The sequence below is a fragment of the Shimia sp. R9_3 genome, assembly GCF_017743755.1.
In the GTDB taxonomy this organism is placed as follows: Bacteria; Pseudomonadota; Alphaproteobacteria; order Rhodobacterales; family Rhodobacteraceae; genus Shimia.
Map to the genome: position 1 here is coordinate 39,412 of NZ_JAGHRP010000011.1, position 18,992 is coordinate 58,403.

Below are 18,992 nucleotides of genomic sequence, written 5' to 3' on the forward strand. Positions count from 1 at the left end.
TGTTGGCTCGCTTATATCAGAGGCGACATGTAGGGTGCAATGGGGCTGTGCAGGAACTGTATAACTTAAATTTCTTTCTGTGATTGAAAAATAGACTTAACACTTTTCTCATGATTGATGCTCAAAAGAAACTCCGATCAGAGTTGAACGGAGTAATTGCGTCATGAGTGTTGATATATCTTTCAATCGCTTTGCAACAAATAGCTATTTTCATTCGGGAGTCTATAACGATGACTTGAGGGGGCAACTCACATTTACCATCGTTAACGACGGCGACGAAGCGACGACTGTAGCCGCTGGTTACAAGATCACTGCGCTCGCGCCAGACGGGTCTGAACTCGGAGTTGTGAAACAGGGAAGACTTAGCGGGATTGCTTCCGGAGAAAGTGAAATAATCCGTGAATATTTCTATCACAAAGAAATTTACGCACAGCACCCGGAGCTTGTTGGACAGACACTCAGTTACCGTGTCGATCTGGATAGTGAAAATACAATTTCAGAATCCGACGAAAGCAATAATTCTCTCGTTATTCAGGGGCAACCTCTCATCGAGATCGCACCAGACTATGCATTTGATACGCGCTATGGGTACATGAATTCTTTCGTTGGAAGTGTGCATAATGATGATTACACCGGCGGTATTAGGTTCGCTTACAAAAACGACGATGTAGGCAGCATGGGCGAAGGTGCAAGCTATACCGTTACTGCGGTTGCACCAGACGGAAGGGCGCTTGGCGTTGTTGCGACTGGGAGTTTACGTGCGCTTGATCCGGGTAAGACTGGTTCGGTTCAAAAGTCGTTTAGTCACAAAGAAATCTACGATAATCATCCAGACTTGGTTGGGCAAAAGATAGACTACCGCGTGAGCCTAGATAGCGCGAGCATCATTGATGAAACGAACGAAAGCAACAATGAGCTCTTAATCCGCGGACAGGACCTGCCTGAGATCGCACCAGACTATGCGTTTGATACGCGCTATGGGTACATGAATTCTTTCGTTGGAAGTGTGCATAATGATGATTACACCGGCGGTATTAGGTTCGCTTACAAAAACGACGATGTAGGCAGCATGGGCGAAGGTGCAAGCTATACCGTTACTGCGGTTGCACCAGACGGAAGGGCGCTTGGCGTTGTTGCGACTGGGAGTTTACGTGCGCTTGATCCGGGTAAGACTGGTTCGGTTCAAAAGTCGTTTAGTCACAAAGAAATCTACGATAATCATCCAGACTTGGTTGGGCAAAAGATAGACTACCGCGTGAGCCTAGATAGCGCGAGCATCATTGATGAAACGAACGAAAGCAACAATGAGCTCTTAATCCGCGGACAGGACCTGCCTGAGATCGCACCAGACTATGCGTTTGATACGCGCTATGGGTACATGAATTCTTTCCATACTACCAATCGAGATGGCGAATACACCGCCAACGTTAGATTTACATATAAGAATGACGACGTCGGGAGCATGGAGAGTGGCGCAAGCTACACCATCACCGCATATGGACCTGATGGTGCCGAGCTCGTTGTTGTGGCGAGCGGCCCATTGTCTGCGCTTGCCCCTGGCAAGAATGCACAAGTCCGTACGTCATTCAATCATGATGAAATCTACAAAAACTATCCTGAGCTCATCGGCGAAGAGATTACATACAAAGTCCGTCTAGATAGCGGTGACGAGATTTATGAAACTGATGAAACGAACAATGAGATGGTTTTTGTCGGAGGACCGTTGCCTGTTCCGCCAGTGGATCTTGCGGTAAAAGATGTCGAGTTGAGTGCCGCTGCAATACTTGATGGCAAGCTTAATACATCACTATATTTTGACTACAGCATCGACGGTCTGTTGGGCCTGCATGGAGACATAACCTACAAGGTCGAAATGATCCCGCCGGGACAAAGCTCTGGGACTGTCATATCTTCAGGTCAGATTGAAGCGCCTCTCGGAGATAGTTCAGGTACTATCACGATACCGGATGCGGCGGCTGCTATCTACAACGGTGGCGGAGCGCTTGACGAGACATACCGGTTCAGGGTGACCATCGATCCTGAGAATACGATCGATGAAACCAATGAAAACAATAATACTGGTGAGACTTCGCTGTTTGCACCGCTTATCAAACCAGATGCGTATGTGACGGAAGTCGACGCAGAAGGTGATGATACCTTTGTTTTCAAAGCCTCTCTCGGAGGTAACGATATCCTAAGCGCACCCGTTGAATATCAAATTGTGGCGAGTGCAGAAAAAGGTGGCCCCATTCTTGTCTTGGATTCCGGTGACACGACTCTGTTTGCAGGGGGGGACATGCAGGTCATACGACTGAATGATGTCGACGACGCTCTAGCTGCTGCAGGAGGAAATCCAGCTACTGACAAGTACATCTTGACGGCAATCTTAGACCAAAACGCCAAACTAGACGAGTTCAACGAATTCAACAATTTTGGCTCAGAAGTCTTTGACTTCGTATGATGCAGTAAATGAAATGAGCTCAGGCGGAGCAGCTGGCGCCGCCGAGCACACAGAATTTGGCGCAGTGGGGGTGGTTGAGAAGCACGGGCTTCTCAGCCTCCTTGAGCGTCTGGCCAAGCTCAAACTCTTCTACATAGGGTAGTAAGGTGCAGGCAATGACCGCCGGGGCTTTGGAGCCTTTGCGGCGCACGACCATACGTGAGCTTGCGCACATGATGTCGTTGGGGGATTTGTTGAGGATGCCCCAGCAGGCGGTGGTGATTTCCGGCACTTCCACGGTTTCATCCATTTCCGGGAAGAGCATGGTTTGCGCCGGATGCTGCGGGTCGATCTCAAACCCGTGTTTGGCATAAAGGCGCGCGTATCCGGCGCGGGAGTCCGCATCGGACTCGCCCCAGAGGGTGCGGCCCGCAACAGTCATCTGAAAACCTTCGTCGCGCAGCCATTCCATGCCGAGGATCATGCGGTCAAAGGAGCCGGCGCCGCGTTCCTGATCGTGACGCTCCGGGTTCCAGTGGTCGATGGAAATGCGGAACGTGAGCTTGTCGCGGTAGGTTTCACGTAGCTCGAGAAGGCCTTCGCGGACACGTTTGCGCATCAGAGGCTGCATGGCGTTGGTGAGGATCAGTACATCATAGCCACGTTCCAGCGAGCGGCGGGTGATTTCGATCATTTCCGGGTTCATGAAGGGTTCGCCGCCGGTGAAGCCGATTTCGCGCACGTTCCATTCACGGGTTTCAAGCTGATCGAGATAGTCGCTCACCTCATCAGCGGTGATGTAGAGCAGGTCATCATTGGTGGGCGATGAGAAGATATAGCAGTTCTCGCACTCAATATTGCAAAGCGTGCCGGTGTTGAACCACAGCGTTTCAGGGTTGTTGAGCGCAACATGCGCCCGGTCTTCGCCCTTGGCGGTGATGAACGGATCCTGGAATTTGCCGAGATTTGCCTGATCTTTCATGAAACTGCCATCTGTTATGTGCCCAATGCCTCCTACCCAATGTTATAGGGCTTGACCATCCGTGCCGCAGCGCTTCTGACAGAGTTGTGATGCGCGCTTGCGGTGTTAGAGTGGCGATGTTAGACCACTCGAAAGCGTCGTTAGCGCTAACGATGTTGGGGCAATGGGACGGCGCCGCAGCGACGGTCCGAGCAGAAAGCAAGGGAAGAGGCCGCATGGTTTCTCGTATTATTCCAGTAGAGCCTTTTGATTTGGTGGTGTTTGGGGGAACGGGTGATCTTGCGCGGCGCAAGATCCTGCCGGCGCTGTTTCGGCGGTTTTGTTCCGGGCAGATGCCGGATGGCAGCAAAGTGGTGGGTGCGGCGCGCAGTGCGCTGAGCTCTGAGGCCTATCGCGCCACTGTGAGCACGGCGCTCAAGGAGTTTGCCGGAGAGCTGGCGCTGGATGATGCGCAGGTCGCGGCGTTTTGCGAACATGTGGATTATGTGGCGGTGGATGCGCGCGGCGAGGGCGGATGGTCTGAGCTGGCGGCGCTGTTGACGCCGGGCTCGGTGCGGGCGTTTTACTTCTCCGTCGGGCCGGGGGTGTTTTCCGATCTTGCCAAAGGCCTGAAACGGCAAGGGCTGGTGGAAGATGACACGCGGATCGTGGTTGAAAAGCCCTTTGGTCATGATCTGGAGAGCGCGCAGGCGTTGAACAGCGAGCTGGCACAGTATTTTGACGAGGGGCAAATCTACCGGATCGACCATTACCTTGGCAAAGAGACCGTTCAGAACCTGATGGCGGTGCGCTTTGGCAATATGCTGTTTGAGCCGTTGTGGAATGCGCAATACATCGATCATATCCAGATCACGGTGGCGGAAACCGTTGGCGTGGCGGGGCGCGGGGACTACTACGAAAAATCCGGTGCTATGCGCGATATGGTGCAGAACCACCTGATGCAGCTGTTGTGTCTGATCGCGATGGAGCCACCGGCGCAGTTTGAGCCGGATGCGGTGCGCGATGAAAAGCTCAAGGTGATCCGCGCGCTGGATAATGTGCAGCCCCATCATATTGTGCGCGGCCAGTACACGGCGGCGGATGGCGCGGCGGCCTATCGTGAGGATGTGGACAATGCGCGCTCCAAAACCGAGAGTTTTGTGGCGCTGAAATGTCAGGTCAACAACTGGCGGTGGGCGGGCACGCCGTTTTATCTGCGCACCGGAAAGCGGCTGAGCGCGCGGGACAGCGAGATCACGGTGGTGTTCAAGGACACGCCGCATTCGATCTTTGGACCCGAGGCCGGACGGCACCGCAATGAGTTGAATATTCAGCTTCAACCCAATGAAGGCATTACATTAAATGTGACCATTAAGGAGCCGGGCCCGGGGGGCATGCGGCTGGTGGATGTGCCGCTGGACATGAGCTTTGCGGAGGCTTTGGGGCCATCAGCTGAGGGCACGCCAGATGCCTATGAGCGGCTGATCATGGATGTGATCCGGGGCAATCAGACGCTTTTCATGCGCGATGATGAGGTGGAGGCGGCCTGGGCCTGGACCGATCCGATCATTCGCGGGTGGGAAGCGCGCGGCGATGTGCCCAAACCCTATGATGCGTTCTCTGATGGGCCGGATGATGCGGAATTGATGATGCGGAGGGATGCGCGCGCATGGAGAGGTTTAGACAAATGAATTTCAAGAGTTACCCCGATGCCGACATGCTGGCGATGGATGTGGCGCAAGCACTGGCGGGCGATCTGAGCGAGGCGTTGCACCAGAAGGAACGGGTTGTGTTGGCGGTGCCGGGTGGCACCACGCCGGGGCCGATTTTTGATGCGCTGAGTGCGGTGGATCTGGATTGGGAGCGCGTGGATGTGATCCTGACCGATGAACGCTGGGTGCCAGAAGATCACGAGCGCTCCAATTCGGCGCTGGTGAAGGCGCGGCTTCTGACCAACCGCGCCGTGGCGGCACGCTACCTGCCGCTTTATGCGCCTGCGGAGGTGCCGGAAGACGTCTTGCCGGAGCTTGAGGCTGGCATTGCGCCGTCGCTGCCGGTGGATGTGGCGGTGATGGGCATGGGCGCGGATATGCACACCGCCTCGCTTTTCCCCGGCGCGGAAGGGCTTGAGGCGGCGCTGGCTGCGGATGCGCCGATCCTGATCCCTGTGCGGCGCGATGATTTACCTGACATTCGGATCACGCTGTCGGCACGGGTGCTGAATGGGGCCTTGCGCAAGCACATCCTGATCAAAGGGGCGGACAAGCGTGAGGCGCTGAATGCGGCGCAGAGCCTGCCTGAGGTGGACGCCCCGATCCGTGCGGTCTGCGCGGGTGCTGATGTGCATTGGACGGAGTGAGTGAGATGTGGACCAAACTGGATGCCTTGAAGACCTACGCGCAAGATGCTCAGATTGCAGAGCTTTTTTCGGATGATCCTGCGCGCGCGGCGGGGTTTTCGCTGACGGCGGATGGGGTGCTGTTTGATTTCAGCAAGACCACGATCAACGCCGAGGCCAAGGCCGCGCTGATCGAAATCGCAGAGGCTGCGGGTGTGGCTGAAAAGCGGGCGGCCATGTTTGGCGGGGAAAAAATCAATGCCACCGAGGGCCGCGCGGTGCTGCATACAGCGTTGCGCAACCTGAGCGGCGCACCGGTGGTTGTGGACGGTGAAGACGTGCTGCCGGAGATCAAAGAGACCCGCGCACGTATGGCGAAACTGGCCTCTGCGGTGCGCGACGGAAGCTTTCCGGGGCAGGGCAAACGCATCACCGATGTGGTGAACATCGGCATTGGCGGCTCTGATTTGGGGCCGTTGATGGCGGTGTTGGCGCTGGCGCCGTATCACGACGGGCCGAAATGTCATTTTATCTCAAACGTCGATGGCGCGGACGCCACTGACACGCTGGACGAGTTGGACCCGGAAACCACGCTGGTGATTGTGGCCTCCAAGACCTTCACCACGCAGGAAACGTTGATGAACGCGCGCACCGTGCTGAATTGGGCCGGTGGTGAGGCCGCGCTGGAGCGGTTTGTGGCGATTTCCTCCGCCGTGGAGCGCTGTGCCGAGTTTGGCATTCCGGCGGAGCGGGTCTTTGGCTTTGAGGATTGGGTTGGCGGACGCTATTCGGTCTGGGGGCCAATTGGCTTTTCGCTGATGCTGGCGATTGGTCCGACAGCCTTTGAGGGCTTCCTTGAAGGCGGTCAGGCGATGGATCGCCATTTCTGTGAAGCGCCGCTGGCGGAAAACCTGCCTGTGCTGCTGGCCTTGGTGGGCATCTGGCATCAGCAGGTCTGTGGCTATGAGACCCGCGCGGTGCTGCCTTATGAGCAGCGGCTGGCGCGGCTGCCAGCCTATCTGCAGCAGCTTGAGATGGAGAGCAACGGCAAGGGGGTGGCAGTGGATGGCCAAACGCTTGACCGTGTGGCAGGGCCGATTGTCTGGGGTGAGCCAGGCACCAATGGGCAGCATGCGTTTTATCAGCTGATCCATCAGGGCAAGCAGGTGGTGCCTTGTGAATTTATTGTCGGTGCCGAAGGGCATGAACCCGCCTTGAGCAGCCACCACCGCGCGCTTGTGGCCAATTGTCTGGCGCAGTCTGAGGCGCTTTTGAAGGGGCGCAGCGAGGCTGAGGCGCGCGCGCAGCTGGAGGCGAAGGGCGTCTCAGGCGGCACGCTGGATCAGCTGGCCAAACATCGGGTGTTCAGCGGCAACCGCCCGTCGACAACGCTTGTCTATCCGCGGCTGACGCCCTTTGTGCTGGGCCAGATCGTGGCGCTTTATGAGCATCGGGTGTTTGTCGAAGGGGTGATCTATGGGATCAATTCCTACGACCAATGGGGCGTGGAGCTGGGCAAAGAGCTGGCGGGGGGATTGCTGGATGCTGTGGCCAGTGGTGAAGCACCGGAAGCGGCCTCCGCATCCACGAAGGCGCTTTTGGCCTATATCCGCAGCTTTCACAGCTGATTTGGGTCTGGCCGCGCAGGGTTTACAGCCCGCAAGTGGCGGCCAGATGTTCCTTACACGGTGAGTTTGAGCGCCGCGATCAGGGGCGCATCATCACGTGCCATGGTTTCAAGGATATCCTTGTGCATCCGGCGTTTATGCTCGCCAAAGATCGCGCGCCCTTTGGAGAAAGTGGCGGCAAATTCCAGCGCCGCTGTCAGGGTCGCCTCGGCATCAGGGGCGGCTGTCAGCACGTGATCAGCCTCAAGTTCTGGCGCGGTGACGCGGCGGCCGGTCAGCTTCATTTCGTTGAAGCGGTATTCGGGAATGGCTTTGCGCACATAGGCGATCATGGAGGGCAGGAAGGGGATGTTGATGTCCACTTCCGGGAAGCAGAAATAGCCGCGATCCGCGCGCATGAAACGGAAATCGCAGGTGCAGGCCAGCATGGCGCCATTGCCAAAGGCGTGCCCTGTGATCGCGGCGATCACCGGCATCGGAAAGGTCAGAACGCGGGCAAAGACCTCGTTCATGCCGTTCATGAAGGCGCGCATATCATCGACGTTGCCTGCCTGTTTGGCGGCCATCAGCCAGTTGAGATCGACGCCCTGGGACCAGTTTTTCTCATCACTGGAGGTGATCACAACGGCGCGGATGGATTTGTCGTCTTCAGCTTGCTGCAAGGCATCCAGCATGGCTGTGGCGAAGGCCGGGTTCTGACGGTTTTCGCCATTGTTCAGCGTGAGGATCGCGGTTTTGCCGCGGGTTTCATAGGTCACGATAGACATGGAAGGCTCATAGGTTTGGATGTTTGCCGGAAACTTTACCTGCACGTCAGGTGGGCGGCAAACATGACCTTACGCAACATGGCCGAGACGCCGCGTAGCATTCCGGCAGGCGACATCAAATGGGGGGGAGTTGGAGCGGGTAGCGGGAATCGAACCCGCACCTTAAGCTTGGGAAGCTCGCATGATACCATTTCACCATACCCGCAACGCCGCCTTAGGTAGTGGAGCGTTGCGGTAGGGTCAAGCGGGCTTTATCTGGAAGTTTGCGTTTATTTTGAGTGTCACCCACCTAACCCGCAAACCTTCAGTCTGGTCATAAGGACCAGCCGTCGTCGCAGGGGCTTAGAAACGGTAGCTGTATCTTACGCCGATCACGTCGTTGTCTACATCACCTACCGCGCCGTCGAAGGTGGCGCGTGAAAAACGCAGGGCAATGGATTGATTTTCTTTGAAATCATACCCGATGCCGAGACCGAGAACATGGCCTCGACCGGTTTGTGAGCCGACAAAAACATTGTCGGTCTTGGAGCGCGCGAGCCCGCCAAATACCAGAGCGTAGGCTTGGTCAGTGAAGTAAGCGCCAAAGCCGGCCGTCAGGCCGTAATATGCGTCAAAATCGGTGTTGCCGGTATTGGTATCGCCATTCAGTTTCGCCGCGAAGGCTTCCCCTTCGACGAAGGTCGCATCAGAGAGTGCGTAGCGATATCCAAAATGGGCGCCAAACGCGTTTCCGTCGCCTTCAACGGGGGCGCCGGTGAATTCGACATCAAAAGACGAAATGTCTCCGCCAAGATAAAACCCAGATGCATTTTCAGCGAGAGCTGGGCTGGCGAGCAAGCATGCGGCGCAGAGAAGAGCTTTTTTCATAGTGTACCTTTGGAGTAAGTGCTTCATTCTTGAGTTGAGAAATAAATCTCAGAAAGCAGGTCAACAAGGCTCAAGAGGTAAGGCCCACGCACCCCTATTTGAGATGTTTCTTATCTAGCACAGAGTTGTTCTTCTAGCGTCTTGAACAATCAATGGTTGATATTTGCGTAGCGGGACCTTGCATTTGGCTTGAGGCGCTTTTGCGCAAGTTCTCATCAAACGCAAAGTGCTTTCCCATGTGCGCTTACCCCCGCCGACGTCTGCGGCGTCCGCCGCCAGCGGCTCCGCCATCGCCGCCGCCTGTGTTGAAACTCACCTCCGGCAGATCGACCACGGTGCGCAGGATCGGGAAGGGATCAGAGGAGTTCGGCATGGCGGAGGCATTTACGAAATGCTCCTGAAAGCGTGGCTCCACGGCAGTTTCGATCTTCTCGATCTGGCGCACGAGGGTTTCGATCTGCCCGCGCGTTTCGCGGTTGAGCAGCGCAATGCGCGCGCCGGTGCCGGCGGCGTTGCCTGCAGAGGTGACTTTCTCCAGCGTGCAGTCGGGGATCATGCCCAGCACCATGGCGTGTTTGGCGGAGATATGCGCGCCAAAGGCCCCGGCGAGCACAACGCGGTCCACCTGATCGACACCGCGTTTGTCCATCAGCAGGCGCGCGCCGGAGTAGAGCGCGGCTTTGGCCATCTGGATGGCGCGGATGTCGCCGTTGGTGACGGTGACGGATTTCTGATCCGCGTCGCCTTCCCACAGAGTGTAGGAATTGGTGCGCCCGTCAGCAAAACAGCGGGCGGTGCCGGTTTGCTCGGCAGAGCCGATGAGGCCAGAGGCATCCACCAGACCGGCAAGGCGCATTTCGGCGATCACTTCGATGATGCCGGAGCCACAGATGCCGGTGATGCCGGTGCCCGCGACAGCGGCGGCAAAGCCTTCGTCATCAGACCAGAGCTCACAGCCGATCACGCGGAAGCGTGGTTCTTTGGTGACGGGATCAATTTCCACACGTTCAATGGCACCGGGTGCGGCGCGCTGGCCTGCGCTGATCTGTGCGCCTTCGAACGCTGGGCCGGTGGGGGAGGAACAGGCCAGAACGCCGTCTTTGTCACCCAGCAGGATTTCGGCGTTTGTGCCCACATCCACCACCAGAACAAGGTCTTCGGATTTGTCGGGCGCCTCAGACAGCGCAACGCCCGCCGCATCAGCGCCCACGTGGCCTGCAATACAGGGCAGCAGATAGGCGCGGGTGCCCGGCGCGATGGTGAGGCCAAGATCGGAGGCCATGAGTTCGAGCGCGTCAGAGGTGGCAAGCGCAAAAGGCGCCTGGCCCAGCTCAAACGGGTCGATGCCGAGGAACAGGTGGTGCATCACCGGGTTCATAACAAAGACCGCATCGAGGATCTGGCTGGTCTCGATTTTGGCGTCCTGAGCGATGTCCACCACCAGCTGGTTGAGACCTTCGCGCACGGCCTCGGTCATTTCCAGATCGCCGCCTTTGTTCATCATGGCGTAGCTGACGCGGCTCATGAGGTCTTCGCCAAAGCGGATCTGCGGGTTCATGAGGCCTGAAGAGGCCACCACTTCGCCGGAGGAGAGATCACAGAGGTGGCCTGCGATGGTGGTGGAGCCAAGGTCTACGGCGAGGCCATAGATCGGCCCTTCAAAATAGCCGGGCCAGAGTGCGATCACGCGCGGTGTGCTATCATTGTGGCCCTGATGCAGCGCGGCGGTCACCGCCCAGTTGCCTTTGCGCAAGAGCGGCTGCAGCGGGCGCAGAAGGTGGGTGTCTACCGCGATTTCTGCATGGCCTGTCGTCGCCTTCAGCGCGGTCAGCAGCCGTTCAAGATCGCCGGAGGGCTTGTGCATGTCGGGCTCTTCCACCTCAACATAGCTGAGCGAGACGGTGGCATTGAGCGTGATGTCACGCACTTCGGCGCGTTTGCGCACCACCTGTTTGTGGACCTGACTTTCCGCTGGGACATCAATCACCACGTCGCCCTGAACGGTGGCCTGACAGCCCAGACGGCGGCCTTTGGTGAGGCCACGCTTGTCATCATAGCGCTGCTCGACCGCGTTCCATTCAGACAGCGCATCATCCGCAACGGTCACGCCGTGTTTGGGGAATTCGCCATAAGACGGGGTGACCTGACATTTGGAGCAGACGCCACGCCCGCCGCAAACACTGTCCAGATCAACGCCAAGCTGGCGTGCGGCGGTGAGAATGGGGGTGCCGACCGGGAAGTTGCCGCGCTTGCCGGAGGGAGTGAAAATCACAAGTGGATCGCTGCTCATTGGAGTGCCTTGGGTCTGTTCGCGTGTCTGAGAGCATATCTGGCGTGCGCAGGCAGGAATGACAAGGAGCGGCATGGATTGGTCTGTGGGCGGCACGGTCAGGCGTAAATTGCGATGGATGCGCGAAAAATGACCGCGAGGCTCCGCCGGGGCAGGTATTTGAGCCCTGAGAGGAGGTTGGGGCGGATTAGGGGTTTTCCACAGGCGGAGGGCGTGCGATAGGGACGTGCCAAACGAGGTTCCCCCAAGGAGATTTGCGATGGAGATTCGTGAGGCGCTGACTTTCGATGATGTTCTACTGGTTCCAGCCGCGTCGGTGGTGCTGCCGTCTACGGCGGACACGCGCACACGGGTCACAAAGAGCATTGATTTGAACATTCCCCTGCTCAGCTCGGCGATGGACACTGTGACCGAAAGCCGGATGGCGATTGCCATGGCGCAGGCCGGTGGCATGGGCGTGATCCACAAGAATCTTGATGCGGAATCCCAAGCACGCGAAGTGCGCCGGGTGAAACGCTTTGAGAGCGGGATTGTTTATAACCCGGTCACGCTGACCCCGAACCAGACATTGGCAGATGCCAAGGCGCTGATTGAGCGTTATCGCTTTACCGGTTTCCCGGTGGTGGACGAAGAAGGCCGTGTGGTTGGCATTGTGACCAACCGCGACATGCGCTTTGCCCAGAGCGATGACACGCCAGTACACGCGATGATGACCACCAATGATCTGGCGATGCTGGCAGAGCCTGCGGATCTGGAAGAGGCCAAGAGCCTGATGCGCGCGCGCCGGATCGAAAAGCTGTTGGTGCATGACGGGCAGGGCAAGCTCACCGGCCTATTGACGCTGAAAGACACCGAGCAAGCCGTGCTGAACCCAACCGCCTGTAAAGACGAGCTGGGCCGTCTGCGCGTGGCTGCGGCCTCGTCTGTGGGCGACAGCGGCTTTGAACGCTCTGAGATGCTGATTGATGCGGGTGTGGACATCGTGGTGGTCGATACCGCGCACGGGCACTCTGAAGGGGTGATTGAGGCGGTGAAACGCATCAAATCCCAGAGCAACGCGGTGCAGGTGATTGCGGGCAATGTTGCCACCGGAGATGCCACACGTGCCTTGGTTGATGCAGGTGCGGATGCGGTGAAAGTGGGCATCGGGCCGGGCTCGATCTGTACCACACGGATGGTGGCCGGTGTGGGCGTTCCCCAGCTGACCGCGATTGATGATTGTGCGACCGCCGCCGGTGACGTGCCGGTGATTGCGGATGGCGGCATCAAATTCTCCGGTGACTTCGCCAAGGCGATTGCAGCCGGTGCAAGCTGTGCCATGGTGGGTTCGATGATTGCGGGCACCGATGAGAGCCCCGGCGAAGTGATCCTCTATCAGGGCCGTTCGTTCAAATCCTATCGTGGCATGGGCAGCCTTGGCGCGATGGCGCGCGGCTCGGCCGATCGCTACTTCCAGAAGGATGCCGCAAGCGACAAACTGGTGCCGGAAGGGATCGAGGGGCAGGTGCCTTACAAAGGTCCGGCAGGCACGGTGATTCACCAGCTGGTGGGCGGTCTGCGTGCGGCCATGGGCTACACCGGCAATGCCACCGTCGAAGAGATGCGCAAGAACTGCAAGTTTGTGAAAATCACCGGTGCGGGCTTGAAAGAGAGTCACGTGCATGACGTGCAGATCACCCGTGAGGCGCCAAATTACCGGATCGGCGGATGACGCCAGCGGCGCGCGTTCAGGCGGCGATTGAGGTTCTGGATCAGATCCTTGAAGGCGCGCCAGCAGAGAAAGCATTGACCGGCTGGGCGAGGCGCAGCCGGTTTGCCGGGTCCAAGGATCGTGCTGCCATTCGTGATCATGTGTTTGATGCCTTGCGCCAGCGCAATTCGGCGGCCCACTTGGGCGGCGGGTTGAGTGGGCGCGGACTGATGATCGGGGTTCTGCGCGCACAGGGGGCTGATCTGGCGGCGTTGTTTACGGGCGCGGCCTATGCACCTGCTGCTTTGGAGGATGCTGAAATTGCGGCCCCAGCAACAGATTTGCCCTTGGATGTGCCTGATTGGTTGGTTGAGCTGTTACGAGAAAGTCTTGGCGAGAAATTTGACGAAACACTTGAGCAGATGCGTGCGCGTGCGCCGGTGTTTCTGCGGGTGAACCTCGCGAAATCCACTGTGGCAGATGCGCAGGCAGCGCTTGCGGAGGCCGGTGTTGTGACGCGCGCGGTGGCTTTGGTGGACACAGCGCTGGAGGTCACGGAGTGCGCGCGGCGCATTCGGCAGGCAGCGCCTTATCTGAGTGGTGCTGTGGAGCTGCAGGATGCGGCCTCACAGGCGATGGTGGCAGAGCTGCCGCTGGCCAAAGGCATGAAAGTTCTAGATTACTGCGCGGGTGGTGGGGGCAAAACCCTTGCCATGGCGGGGCAGGTGAAGGGGCAGTTTTATGCCCATGATGCAGCCCCGCGCCGGATGGCGGATTTGCCGGAACGGGCCAAACGCGCAGGCGTGAAAGTCACCTTGGTGGATGCGCCGCAGACACATGCGCCTTATGATCTGGTGCTCTGTGATGCACCCTGTTCGGGCAGCGGAACATGGCGGCGCACACCGGATGCGAAGTGGCGATTTAGCCAAGAGGATCTGGCGGATCTGACCCGAATTCAGGCGGAGATTCTGGATCAGGCGCAGAGTTTGGTCGCAGAGGATGGCGTTCTGGCCTATGCCACATGCTCTTTCCTTGAGGCCGAAAATATGGCGCAAATCAACGCCTTCCACGACCGTCATCCGGGGTGGGAGACGCTCTCGTCGCGGCAGTATTCATTCGCTGATGGCGGTGACGGGTTTTTTGACGCGGTTTTGCGTCGAAAATAAGGTAGAATAGATGAATCCTCAGTTATCGTTAATGCGTGATTAAGGATATTTCGCGCATATTAACGAAAACCAAAAACAGTAGGTGCAAACGTGTCTAGCTCGACCGATGCAGCGCAACCGCTGCCCCGCAAAAAGGCAGCAACTCCCCATCACGCCGGACTTCTCGCCTTTGCCGCGCTCGCCATGGTGGCCACGACATTTATGCTGGAAAACGAGATGTTGCGGCTGATCATGCTGTTTGCCAGCGGGCTGACAGGCTTTGCCTGCGCGGTGACTATGGCGCTGTCGATGCGTCGCCGTGCGGTGCAAAATGGCGTTGTTGAGCTGTTGACACAACTGCATGTGGACGCCGAAGAGCAGGTGCTTGTTACCGATTTTGCAGGTCGCGTGCTTTATGCGAACAAGACAGCTCAGGAAGCGGGCGGCGATGCGCGCGAGACCATGCAGGATGTGCTGGCCGGTCATGTTCTGGATGCGGAAAACAAGGTTGCAGACGCCATTGCCACCAGCCTGACCGAAGGTAAGCACGAAGACGAACTTGTTTTGCGTGACAATATGTTGCGGCTCAAGGTTCAGCTGGTTGATGAAGATATTTTGCTCTGGACCATGAGCAAGACCCACCCGGCCAAAGACGCCGCTGCTGCGGGCACCGGGCCAAAGCTGCCGATGCTGACAGCCGGGCGCACCGGCACGATTTTGTTTATGAATGCCGCGGCGCGCGCGCTGCTGGGCGAGCGCAAAAAGACGCTGACGGATGTGTTTGGCCCCGATGTCGCGCAGCCGCGTGATGCGACGGTGATCCACACCTCCAGTGGCGAGCAGCAATGTTTGGTGGCGCAATATGATGCCACGGCGGGCCGTCGTGAGATCTATCTTTTGCCAACCGAAACCCCCGTGACCCGCGGCGGTGCGATGCAGTTTGATGAGCTGCCCGTGCCGATCGTGAAGCTGGAGCCTGAGGGCCGTGTGGTGCTGGCCAACCGTGCCGCGCGTAGCCTGATCCATCTGGACATCACCGAAGACACTGTGATGAGCGATCTGATGGAAGGCCTTGGCCGCTCCATTCGGGATTGGCTGGTGGAAGCTGCACAGGGCAAATCTGCCAAGAAAAGCGAATTCCTGCGCCTGAAGCGCGAAGACAAAGAAGTCATCGTGCAGGTGAGCCTGAACCGTATTGTGGAAGGCAACGGGCGGTCCCTGATCGCGGTTCTGAACGATGCAACTGAGTTCAAATCGCTGGAAAAGCAGTTTGTGCAAAGCCAGAAAATGCAGGCGATTGGCCAGTTGGCTGGCGGTGTGGCGCATGATTTCAACAATCTTTTGACTGCGATTTCAGGGCATTGTGACCTGCTGTTGCTGCGCCACGATCAGGGGGATGCGGATTATGCAGACCTCATCCAGATCAACCAGAACGCCAACCGCGCCGCAGCGCTTGTGGGGCAGCTGCTGGCGTTTTCACGCAAACAGAACCTGCGGCCCGAAGTACTTGATCTGCGCAACACGCTGGCGGATCTGACCCATCTGCTGAACCGGTTGGTGGGGGAGCGCGTGGCGCTTTCGCTGAGCAATGATCCGGTGCTGCCGTCGATCCGCGCAGACAAGCGCCAGCTTGAGCAGGTGCTGATGAACCTTGTGGTGAATGCGCGTGATGCGATGCCGGAGGGCGGCGAAATCCGTGTCACAACCGAAGAGGTGGCCTTGGATGCGCCGCTGGAGCGGGACCGTGTTGTGGTGCCGGTGGGCAAATATGTTGCGGTCAAAGTGGCTGATCAGGGTATTGGGATCCCGCAGGACAAGATGCAGAAAGTGTTTGAGCCGTTTTACACCACCAAGAAAACCGGTGAGGGTACCGGGCTTGGGCTCAGCACCGCATATGGCATTGTGAAACAGACCGGCGGGTTCATCTTTGTGGACAGCACCGAGGGCGTGGGCACCACATTTACGCTGATGTTCCCGGCCTATGGTGCGGCGGAAGAGTTTGTGCCGGAGTTGGATGAAAAGCGCCCCGATCTGCCAGCGGTGGAACACAGCGGTGTGGTGCTTCTGGTGGAAGACGAGGCACCGGTGCGCTCTTTTGCGACCCGTGCGCTGAAGATGCGGGGCTTCACGGTGCTTGAAGCTGCAAGCGGCGAAGAAGCCTTGGAGATTTTGGCCGCAGATCAGCCCGGCATCGACGTCTTTGTCAGCGATGTGATCATGCCGGGAATGGACGGGCCAACCTGGGTGCGTCAGGCGCGCTCGGAATATCCGGAAGTGCCCGTGATCTTTGTGTCAGGTTACGCGGAAGACAGTTTTTCGGACGATCAGTCACGTATCGACAACTCAAGCTTCCTGCCCAAGCCGTTTTCGCTCGGCGATCTCACCGAAGCGGTGCAGGCGCGGATCAGCGGCTAAGACAGGCTTTCGTAAAGCTCAAATTCTGCGGCGCATTTGCGGCGCAGTTTTGCCAAGGTGGCCTCGGGCAGATCAAGCGGCATTGATGGGGAGCTGTTGCGCCGCTCCAGTGTGATCTTCTGATCCAGACGTGCCTCCAGAAAGGCGAGCATCTTGGGCTGATCCTCATAGCGGAAGAGGTGATCGACCCGCACGCCATTGGGGCGCGGCTCCAGAAATTTGGCCTGACTCCCCACATTGGCAAACGGCGCTTTCTTGTCGCCCTTCATATATTCCTGCACAAATTCGTCAAAGCTCACCTCATGGGTGGAGTTGCGATGACCTTGCATGCTGTCGCGGCGGCGATACCGATACCAGCTTGCCAGCCAGCTCACAGGTTCGCGCATCACGGCCATGAGTTCCATGTCATCGCGGTTGCAGGCGCGTTCAAACATCGGGCGGAAGAAGCGGTTGTAGCGATAGACCGGTGCGTGTTTCAGCTCCGGGGGATTCGCAATCACCATATCGGCCACAGGGGCCAAAGCGGCCTCAATCGCGGTGGTGCCGGTTTTGGGCACCGATAGGAACACAAGTTTTTTGTTCCAGAAAACAAGCATCTGCGCGGCCTCGTTATGGTTTGTCTCAACTTATTATTGATCCGTAAACTAGTTGTTAACCAGCGCCTGCGGAAGATGTTCTTATTCTTTTCTATTGATTTGTTCTCCTTTTGATCTCATAAGATTGTGGAACAAGAGGTGAACACAGGCAGTGATTGCCGCCCGCGTGCGGGTGTGGAATAAGGAACCAAGCAAAATGGCAACGGCAGATCTTTTGACAATGACCTCCAAGAAATCCTCATCCCCGGATAAACAGAAGGCGCTGGACAGCGCGCTGGCACAGATCGAGCGGCAGTTCGGCAAAGGCTCCATCATGAAGCTGGGCGCCGACAACCCTGCGCAGGAGATTGAGGCGACCTCGACCGGGTCCCTGAGTCTGGACATTGCGTTGGGCATTGGCGGTCTGCCCAAGGGCCGGATCATTGAGATTTACGGACCGGAAAGCTCCGGTAAAACCACGCTGACGCTGCACTGTATTGCAGAAGAGCAGAAAAAAGGCGGCGTCTGCGCCTTTGTGGATGCGGAACATGCGCTGGACCCGCAGTATGCCAAGAAGCTTGGCGTCAATCTGGACGAGCTGCTGATTTCGCAGCCTGACACCGGGGAACAGGCGCTTGAGATCACCGACACGCTGGTGCGGTCGGGGGCTGTGAACATGGTTGTGGTCGATTCGGTTGCGGCGCTGACGCCGAAGTCCGAACTTGAAGGTGACATGGGTGACAGCAATGTGGGTGTGCAGGCCCGTCTGATGAGCCAGGCGATGCGTAAGCTCACAGGCTCTATCGCGCGTTCCAACTGTATGGTGATCTTCATCAACCAGATCCGGATGAAAATCGGCGTGATGTTTGGCAGCCCTGAAACCACGACCGGTGGTAACGCGCTAAAATTCTACAGCTCCGTGCGTCTGGACATCCGCCGCATTGGTGCGCTGAAGGACCGCGACGAGGTGGTTGGCAACGCAACCCGCGTGAAAGTGGTGAAAAACAAGGTGGCACCGCCGTTCAAGCAGGTGGAATTTGACATCATGTATGGCGAAGGCATCTCCAAAATGGGCGAGCTGCTGGATTTGGGCGTAAAAGCCGGTGTGGTGGAGAAATCCGGCAGCTGGTTCAGCTATGGCGATGAGCGGATCGGGCAGGGGCGTGAGAACGCCAAGACCTTCCTGAAGGAAAACACCCGTATGGCGCTGGAGATCGAAGACAAGATCCGCGCCGCACATGGGTTGGATTTTGACATGCCACCCGCTGACGAAGAGCTTTTGGAAGATTGACGCCGTCACATGAAGACTTAATGCGGGCTTTGCCGCATGTTTTGGCCGCCCCGAAAGAGGGGGCGGCCATTTCGCATTTGTGCCTGCGTCCTGAGCGCAATGCGCGCAAATTTGTCGATGAGATCACTTTGACCAAAGCGCAGGGCATTCCGGGGGAGCGGTGGATGACCCAACCCTGGGTCCGCACCGAAAACGGTGATCCGCATCCGGGCATTCAGGTCTGTGTGATTCCAAAGCGGGTTCTGGATCTGGTCTGGTCCCCAAAGGATGACGCGCTGTTTCCCGGCGATACCTTTACCGCCGATCTGGACATGACCGAAGCAAACCTGCCTGAGGGGCAGTATCTTTCGGTGGGCAGTGCGGTGCTGCGCGTGTCTGAGGTGTTCAATGATGCCTGCGTGAAGTGGAAAGCGCGCTATGGTCAGCCGGTTTTTGACTGGGTGCGCACGCCGGAATACCGCAAGCTGCGACTGCGGGGCATTTTGTGCAGCATCGAGAAGGACGGTGTTGTGCGCAGCGGGGATGTGATGCGAAAAATCGACCGGATATAGGGTCAGCTGCGCCTTGATCTCTTTGACATGTGGA

Annotated in this window: 14 protein-coding genes and 1 tRNA gene; 9 read left to right on the plus strand and 6 right to left on the minus strand. The window is 57.7% G+C overall.

All coding sequences use genetic code 11. The features are described from left to right. The first annotated feature begins 163 nt into the window (after positions 1-163). On the plus strand, positions 164-2,461 hold the full coding sequence (locus tag J7412_RS19800) for a CARDB domain-containing protein (protein ID WP_209080883.1): 2,298 nt from the start codon (positions 164-166) through the stop codon (positions 2,459-2,461). Positions 2,462-2,480: 19 nt separating this feature from the next. Here the strand turns inward: J7412_RS19800 and J7412_RS19805 are convergent, their stop codons facing one another. Next, positions 2,481-3,422 carry a radical SAM protein gene (locus J7412_RS19805; RefSeq protein WP_209080892.1) on the minus strand — a complete coding sequence of 314 codons (942 nt, stop codon included), beginning with the start codon at positions 3,420-3,422 and terminating at the stop codon, positions 2,481-2,483. A gap of 215 nt (positions 3,423-3,637) precedes the next feature. Between J7412_RS19805 and zwf the strand changes: the two genes are divergently transcribed. Genes zwf through pgi form a run of 3 tightly spaced genes read left to right on the plus strand, consistent with a single transcriptional unit; the run spans position 3,638 to position 7,367 of the window. Then, positions 3,638-5,092, plus strand: coding sequence for a glucose-6-phosphate dehydrogenase (gene zwf / locus J7412_RS19810; RefSeq protein ID WP_209080894.1), 1,455 nt, complete (start codon positions 3,638-3,640; stop codon positions 5,090-5,092). Beyond that, positions 5,089-5,760 (plus strand): 6-phosphogluconolactonase, encoded by a 672-nt coding sequence (gene pgl, locus J7412_RS19815; RefSeq protein ID WP_209080896.1) that lies wholly within the window; start codon positions 5,089-5,091, stop codon positions 5,758-5,760. Before zwf ends, pgl begins: the two co-directional genes overlap by 4 nt. Before the next feature lie 5 nt (positions 5,761-5,765). Beyond that, positions 5,766-7,367, plus strand: a complete 1,602-nt coding sequence (gene pgi, locus J7412_RS19820; RefSeq protein WP_209080903.1) for a glucose-6-phosphate isomerase — start codon at positions 5,766-5,768, stop codon at positions 7,365-7,367. Positions 7,368-7,420: 53 nt separating this feature from the next. Here the strand turns inward: pgi and J7412_RS19825 are convergent, their stop codons facing one another. From J7412_RS19825 to J7412_RS19840, 4 genes are all read right to left on the minus strand, one after another. Further along, the gene (locus tag J7412_RS19825) at positions 7,421-8,134 is read right to left on the minus strand and encodes an enoyl-CoA hydratase/isomerase family protein (RefSeq protein ID WP_209080905.1); all 714 of its coding nucleotides are present in this window, start codon (positions 8,132-8,134) and stop codon (positions 7,421-7,423) included. A gap of 131 nt (positions 8,135-8,265) precedes the next feature. After that, positions 8,266-8,339, minus strand: a tRNA-Gly gene (locus J7412_RS19830). Positions 8,340-8,476: 137 nt separating this feature from the next. After that, on the minus strand, positions 8,477-9,001 hold the full coding sequence (locus J7412_RS19835) for an outer membrane beta-barrel protein (protein ID WP_209080907.1): 525 nt from the start codon (positions 8,999-9,001) through the stop codon (positions 8,477-8,479). A 244-nt stretch (positions 9,002-9,245) separates the two neighbouring features. Next, positions 9,246-11,291: an ASKHA domain-containing protein gene (locus tag J7412_RS19840; protein ID WP_209080909.1), complete on the minus strand. Its 2,046-nt coding sequence runs from the start codon at positions 11,289-11,291 to the stop codon at positions 9,246-9,248. A gap of 259 nt (positions 11,292-11,550) precedes the next feature. Between J7412_RS19840 and guaB the strand changes: the two genes are divergently transcribed. The 3 genes from guaB to J7412_RS19855 all read left to right on the plus strand — a co-directional run bounded on the left by guaB (position 11,551) and on the right by J7412_RS19855 (position 16,541). Next, the gene (gene guaB, locus J7412_RS19845) at positions 11,551-13,002 is read left to right on the plus strand and encodes an IMP dehydrogenase (RefSeq protein WP_209080918.1); all 1,452 of its coding nucleotides are present in this window, start codon (positions 11,551-11,553) and stop codon (positions 13,000-13,002) included. Beyond that, positions 12,999-14,147, plus strand: coding sequence for an RsmB/NOP family class I SAM-dependent RNA methyltransferase (locus tag J7412_RS19850; protein ID WP_209080920.1), 1,149 nt, complete (start codon positions 12,999-13,001; stop codon positions 14,145-14,147). The genes guaB and J7412_RS19850 overlap by 4 nt, the downstream gene beginning before the upstream one ends. A gap of 90 nt (positions 14,148-14,237) precedes the next feature. Beyond that, on the plus strand, positions 14,238-16,541 hold the full coding sequence (locus J7412_RS19855) for an ATP-binding protein (protein ID WP_348540516.1): 2,304 nt from the start codon (positions 14,238-14,240) through the stop codon (positions 16,539-16,541). Here J7412_RS19855 and J7412_RS19860 read toward each other — a convergent pair. Further along, positions 16,538-17,137, minus strand: coding sequence for a sulfotransferase family 2 domain-containing protein (locus J7412_RS19860; protein ID WP_209080930.1), 600 nt, complete (start codon positions 17,135-17,137; stop codon positions 16,538-16,540). The genes J7412_RS19855 and J7412_RS19860 overlap by 4 nt on opposite strands. 196 nt (positions 17,138-17,333) lie before the next feature. On the opposite strand from J7412_RS19860, the gene recA reads away from it, so the two are divergent. Both recA and J7412_RS19870 read left to right on the plus strand, forming a co-directional pair. Then, positions 17,334-18,407: a recombinase RecA gene (gene recA / locus J7412_RS19865; RefSeq protein ID WP_209080932.1), complete on the plus strand. Its 1,074-nt coding sequence runs from the start codon at positions 17,334-17,336 to the stop codon at positions 18,405-18,407. A 20-nt stretch (positions 18,408-18,427) separates the two neighbouring features. Beyond that, positions 18,428-18,958 carry a hypothetical protein gene (locus J7412_RS19870; RefSeq protein ID WP_209080934.1) on the plus strand — a complete coding sequence of 177 codons (531 nt, stop codon included), beginning with the start codon at positions 18,428-18,430 and terminating at the stop codon, positions 18,956-18,958. Positions 18,959-18,992: the final 34 nt, after the last annotated feature.

Bases quoted from the DNA above. Each gene is read 5' to 3' on its own strand.
- J7412_RS19800 (WP_209080883.1), top strand. From the start codon at position 164: ATGAGTGTTGATATATCTTTCAATCGCTTTGCAACAAATAGCTATTTT.
- J7412_RS19805 (WP_209080892.1), bottom strand. From the start codon at position 3,422: ATGAAAGATCAGGCAAATCTCGGCAAATTCCAGGATCCGTTCATCACC.
- zwf (WP_209080894.1), top strand. From the start codon at position 3,638: ATGGTTTCTCGTATTATTCCAGTAGAGCCTTTTGATTTGGTGGTGTTT.
- pgl (WP_209080896.1), top strand. From the start codon at position 5,089: ATGAATTTCAAGAGTTACCCCGATGCCGACATGCTGGCGATGGATGTG.
- pgi (WP_209080903.1), top strand. From the start codon at position 5,766: ATGTGGACCAAACTGGATGCCTTGAAGACCTACGCGCAAGATGCTCAG.
- J7412_RS19825 (WP_209080905.1), bottom strand. From the start codon at position 8,134: ATGTCTATCGTGACCTATGAAACCCGCGGCAAAACCGCGATCCTCACG.
- J7412_RS19835 (WP_209080907.1), bottom strand. From the start codon at position 9,001: ATGAAAAAAGCTCTTCTCTGCGCCGCATGCTTGCTCGCCAGCCCAGCT.
- J7412_RS19840 (WP_209080909.1), bottom strand. From the start codon at position 11,291: ATGAGCAGCGATCCACTTGTGATTTTCACTCCCTCCGGCAAGCGCGGC.
- guaB (WP_209080918.1), top strand. From the start codon at position 11,551: ATGGAGATTCGTGAGGCGCTGACTTTCGATGATGTTCTACTGGTTCCA.
- J7412_RS19850 (WP_209080920.1), top strand. From the start codon at position 12,999: ATGACGCCAGCGGCGCGCGTTCAGGCGGCGATTGAGGTTCTGGATCAG.
- J7412_RS19860 (WP_209080930.1), bottom strand. From the start codon at position 17,137: ATGCTTGTTTTCTGGAACAAAAAACTTGTGTTCCTATCGGTGCCCAAA.
- recA (WP_209080932.1), top strand. From the start codon at position 17,334: ATGGCAACGGCAGATCTTTTGACAATGACCTCCAAGAAATCCTCATCC.
- J7412_RS19870 (WP_209080934.1), top strand. From the start codon at position 18,428: ATGCGGGCTTTGCCGCATGTTTTGGCCGCCCCGAAAGAGGGGGCGGCC.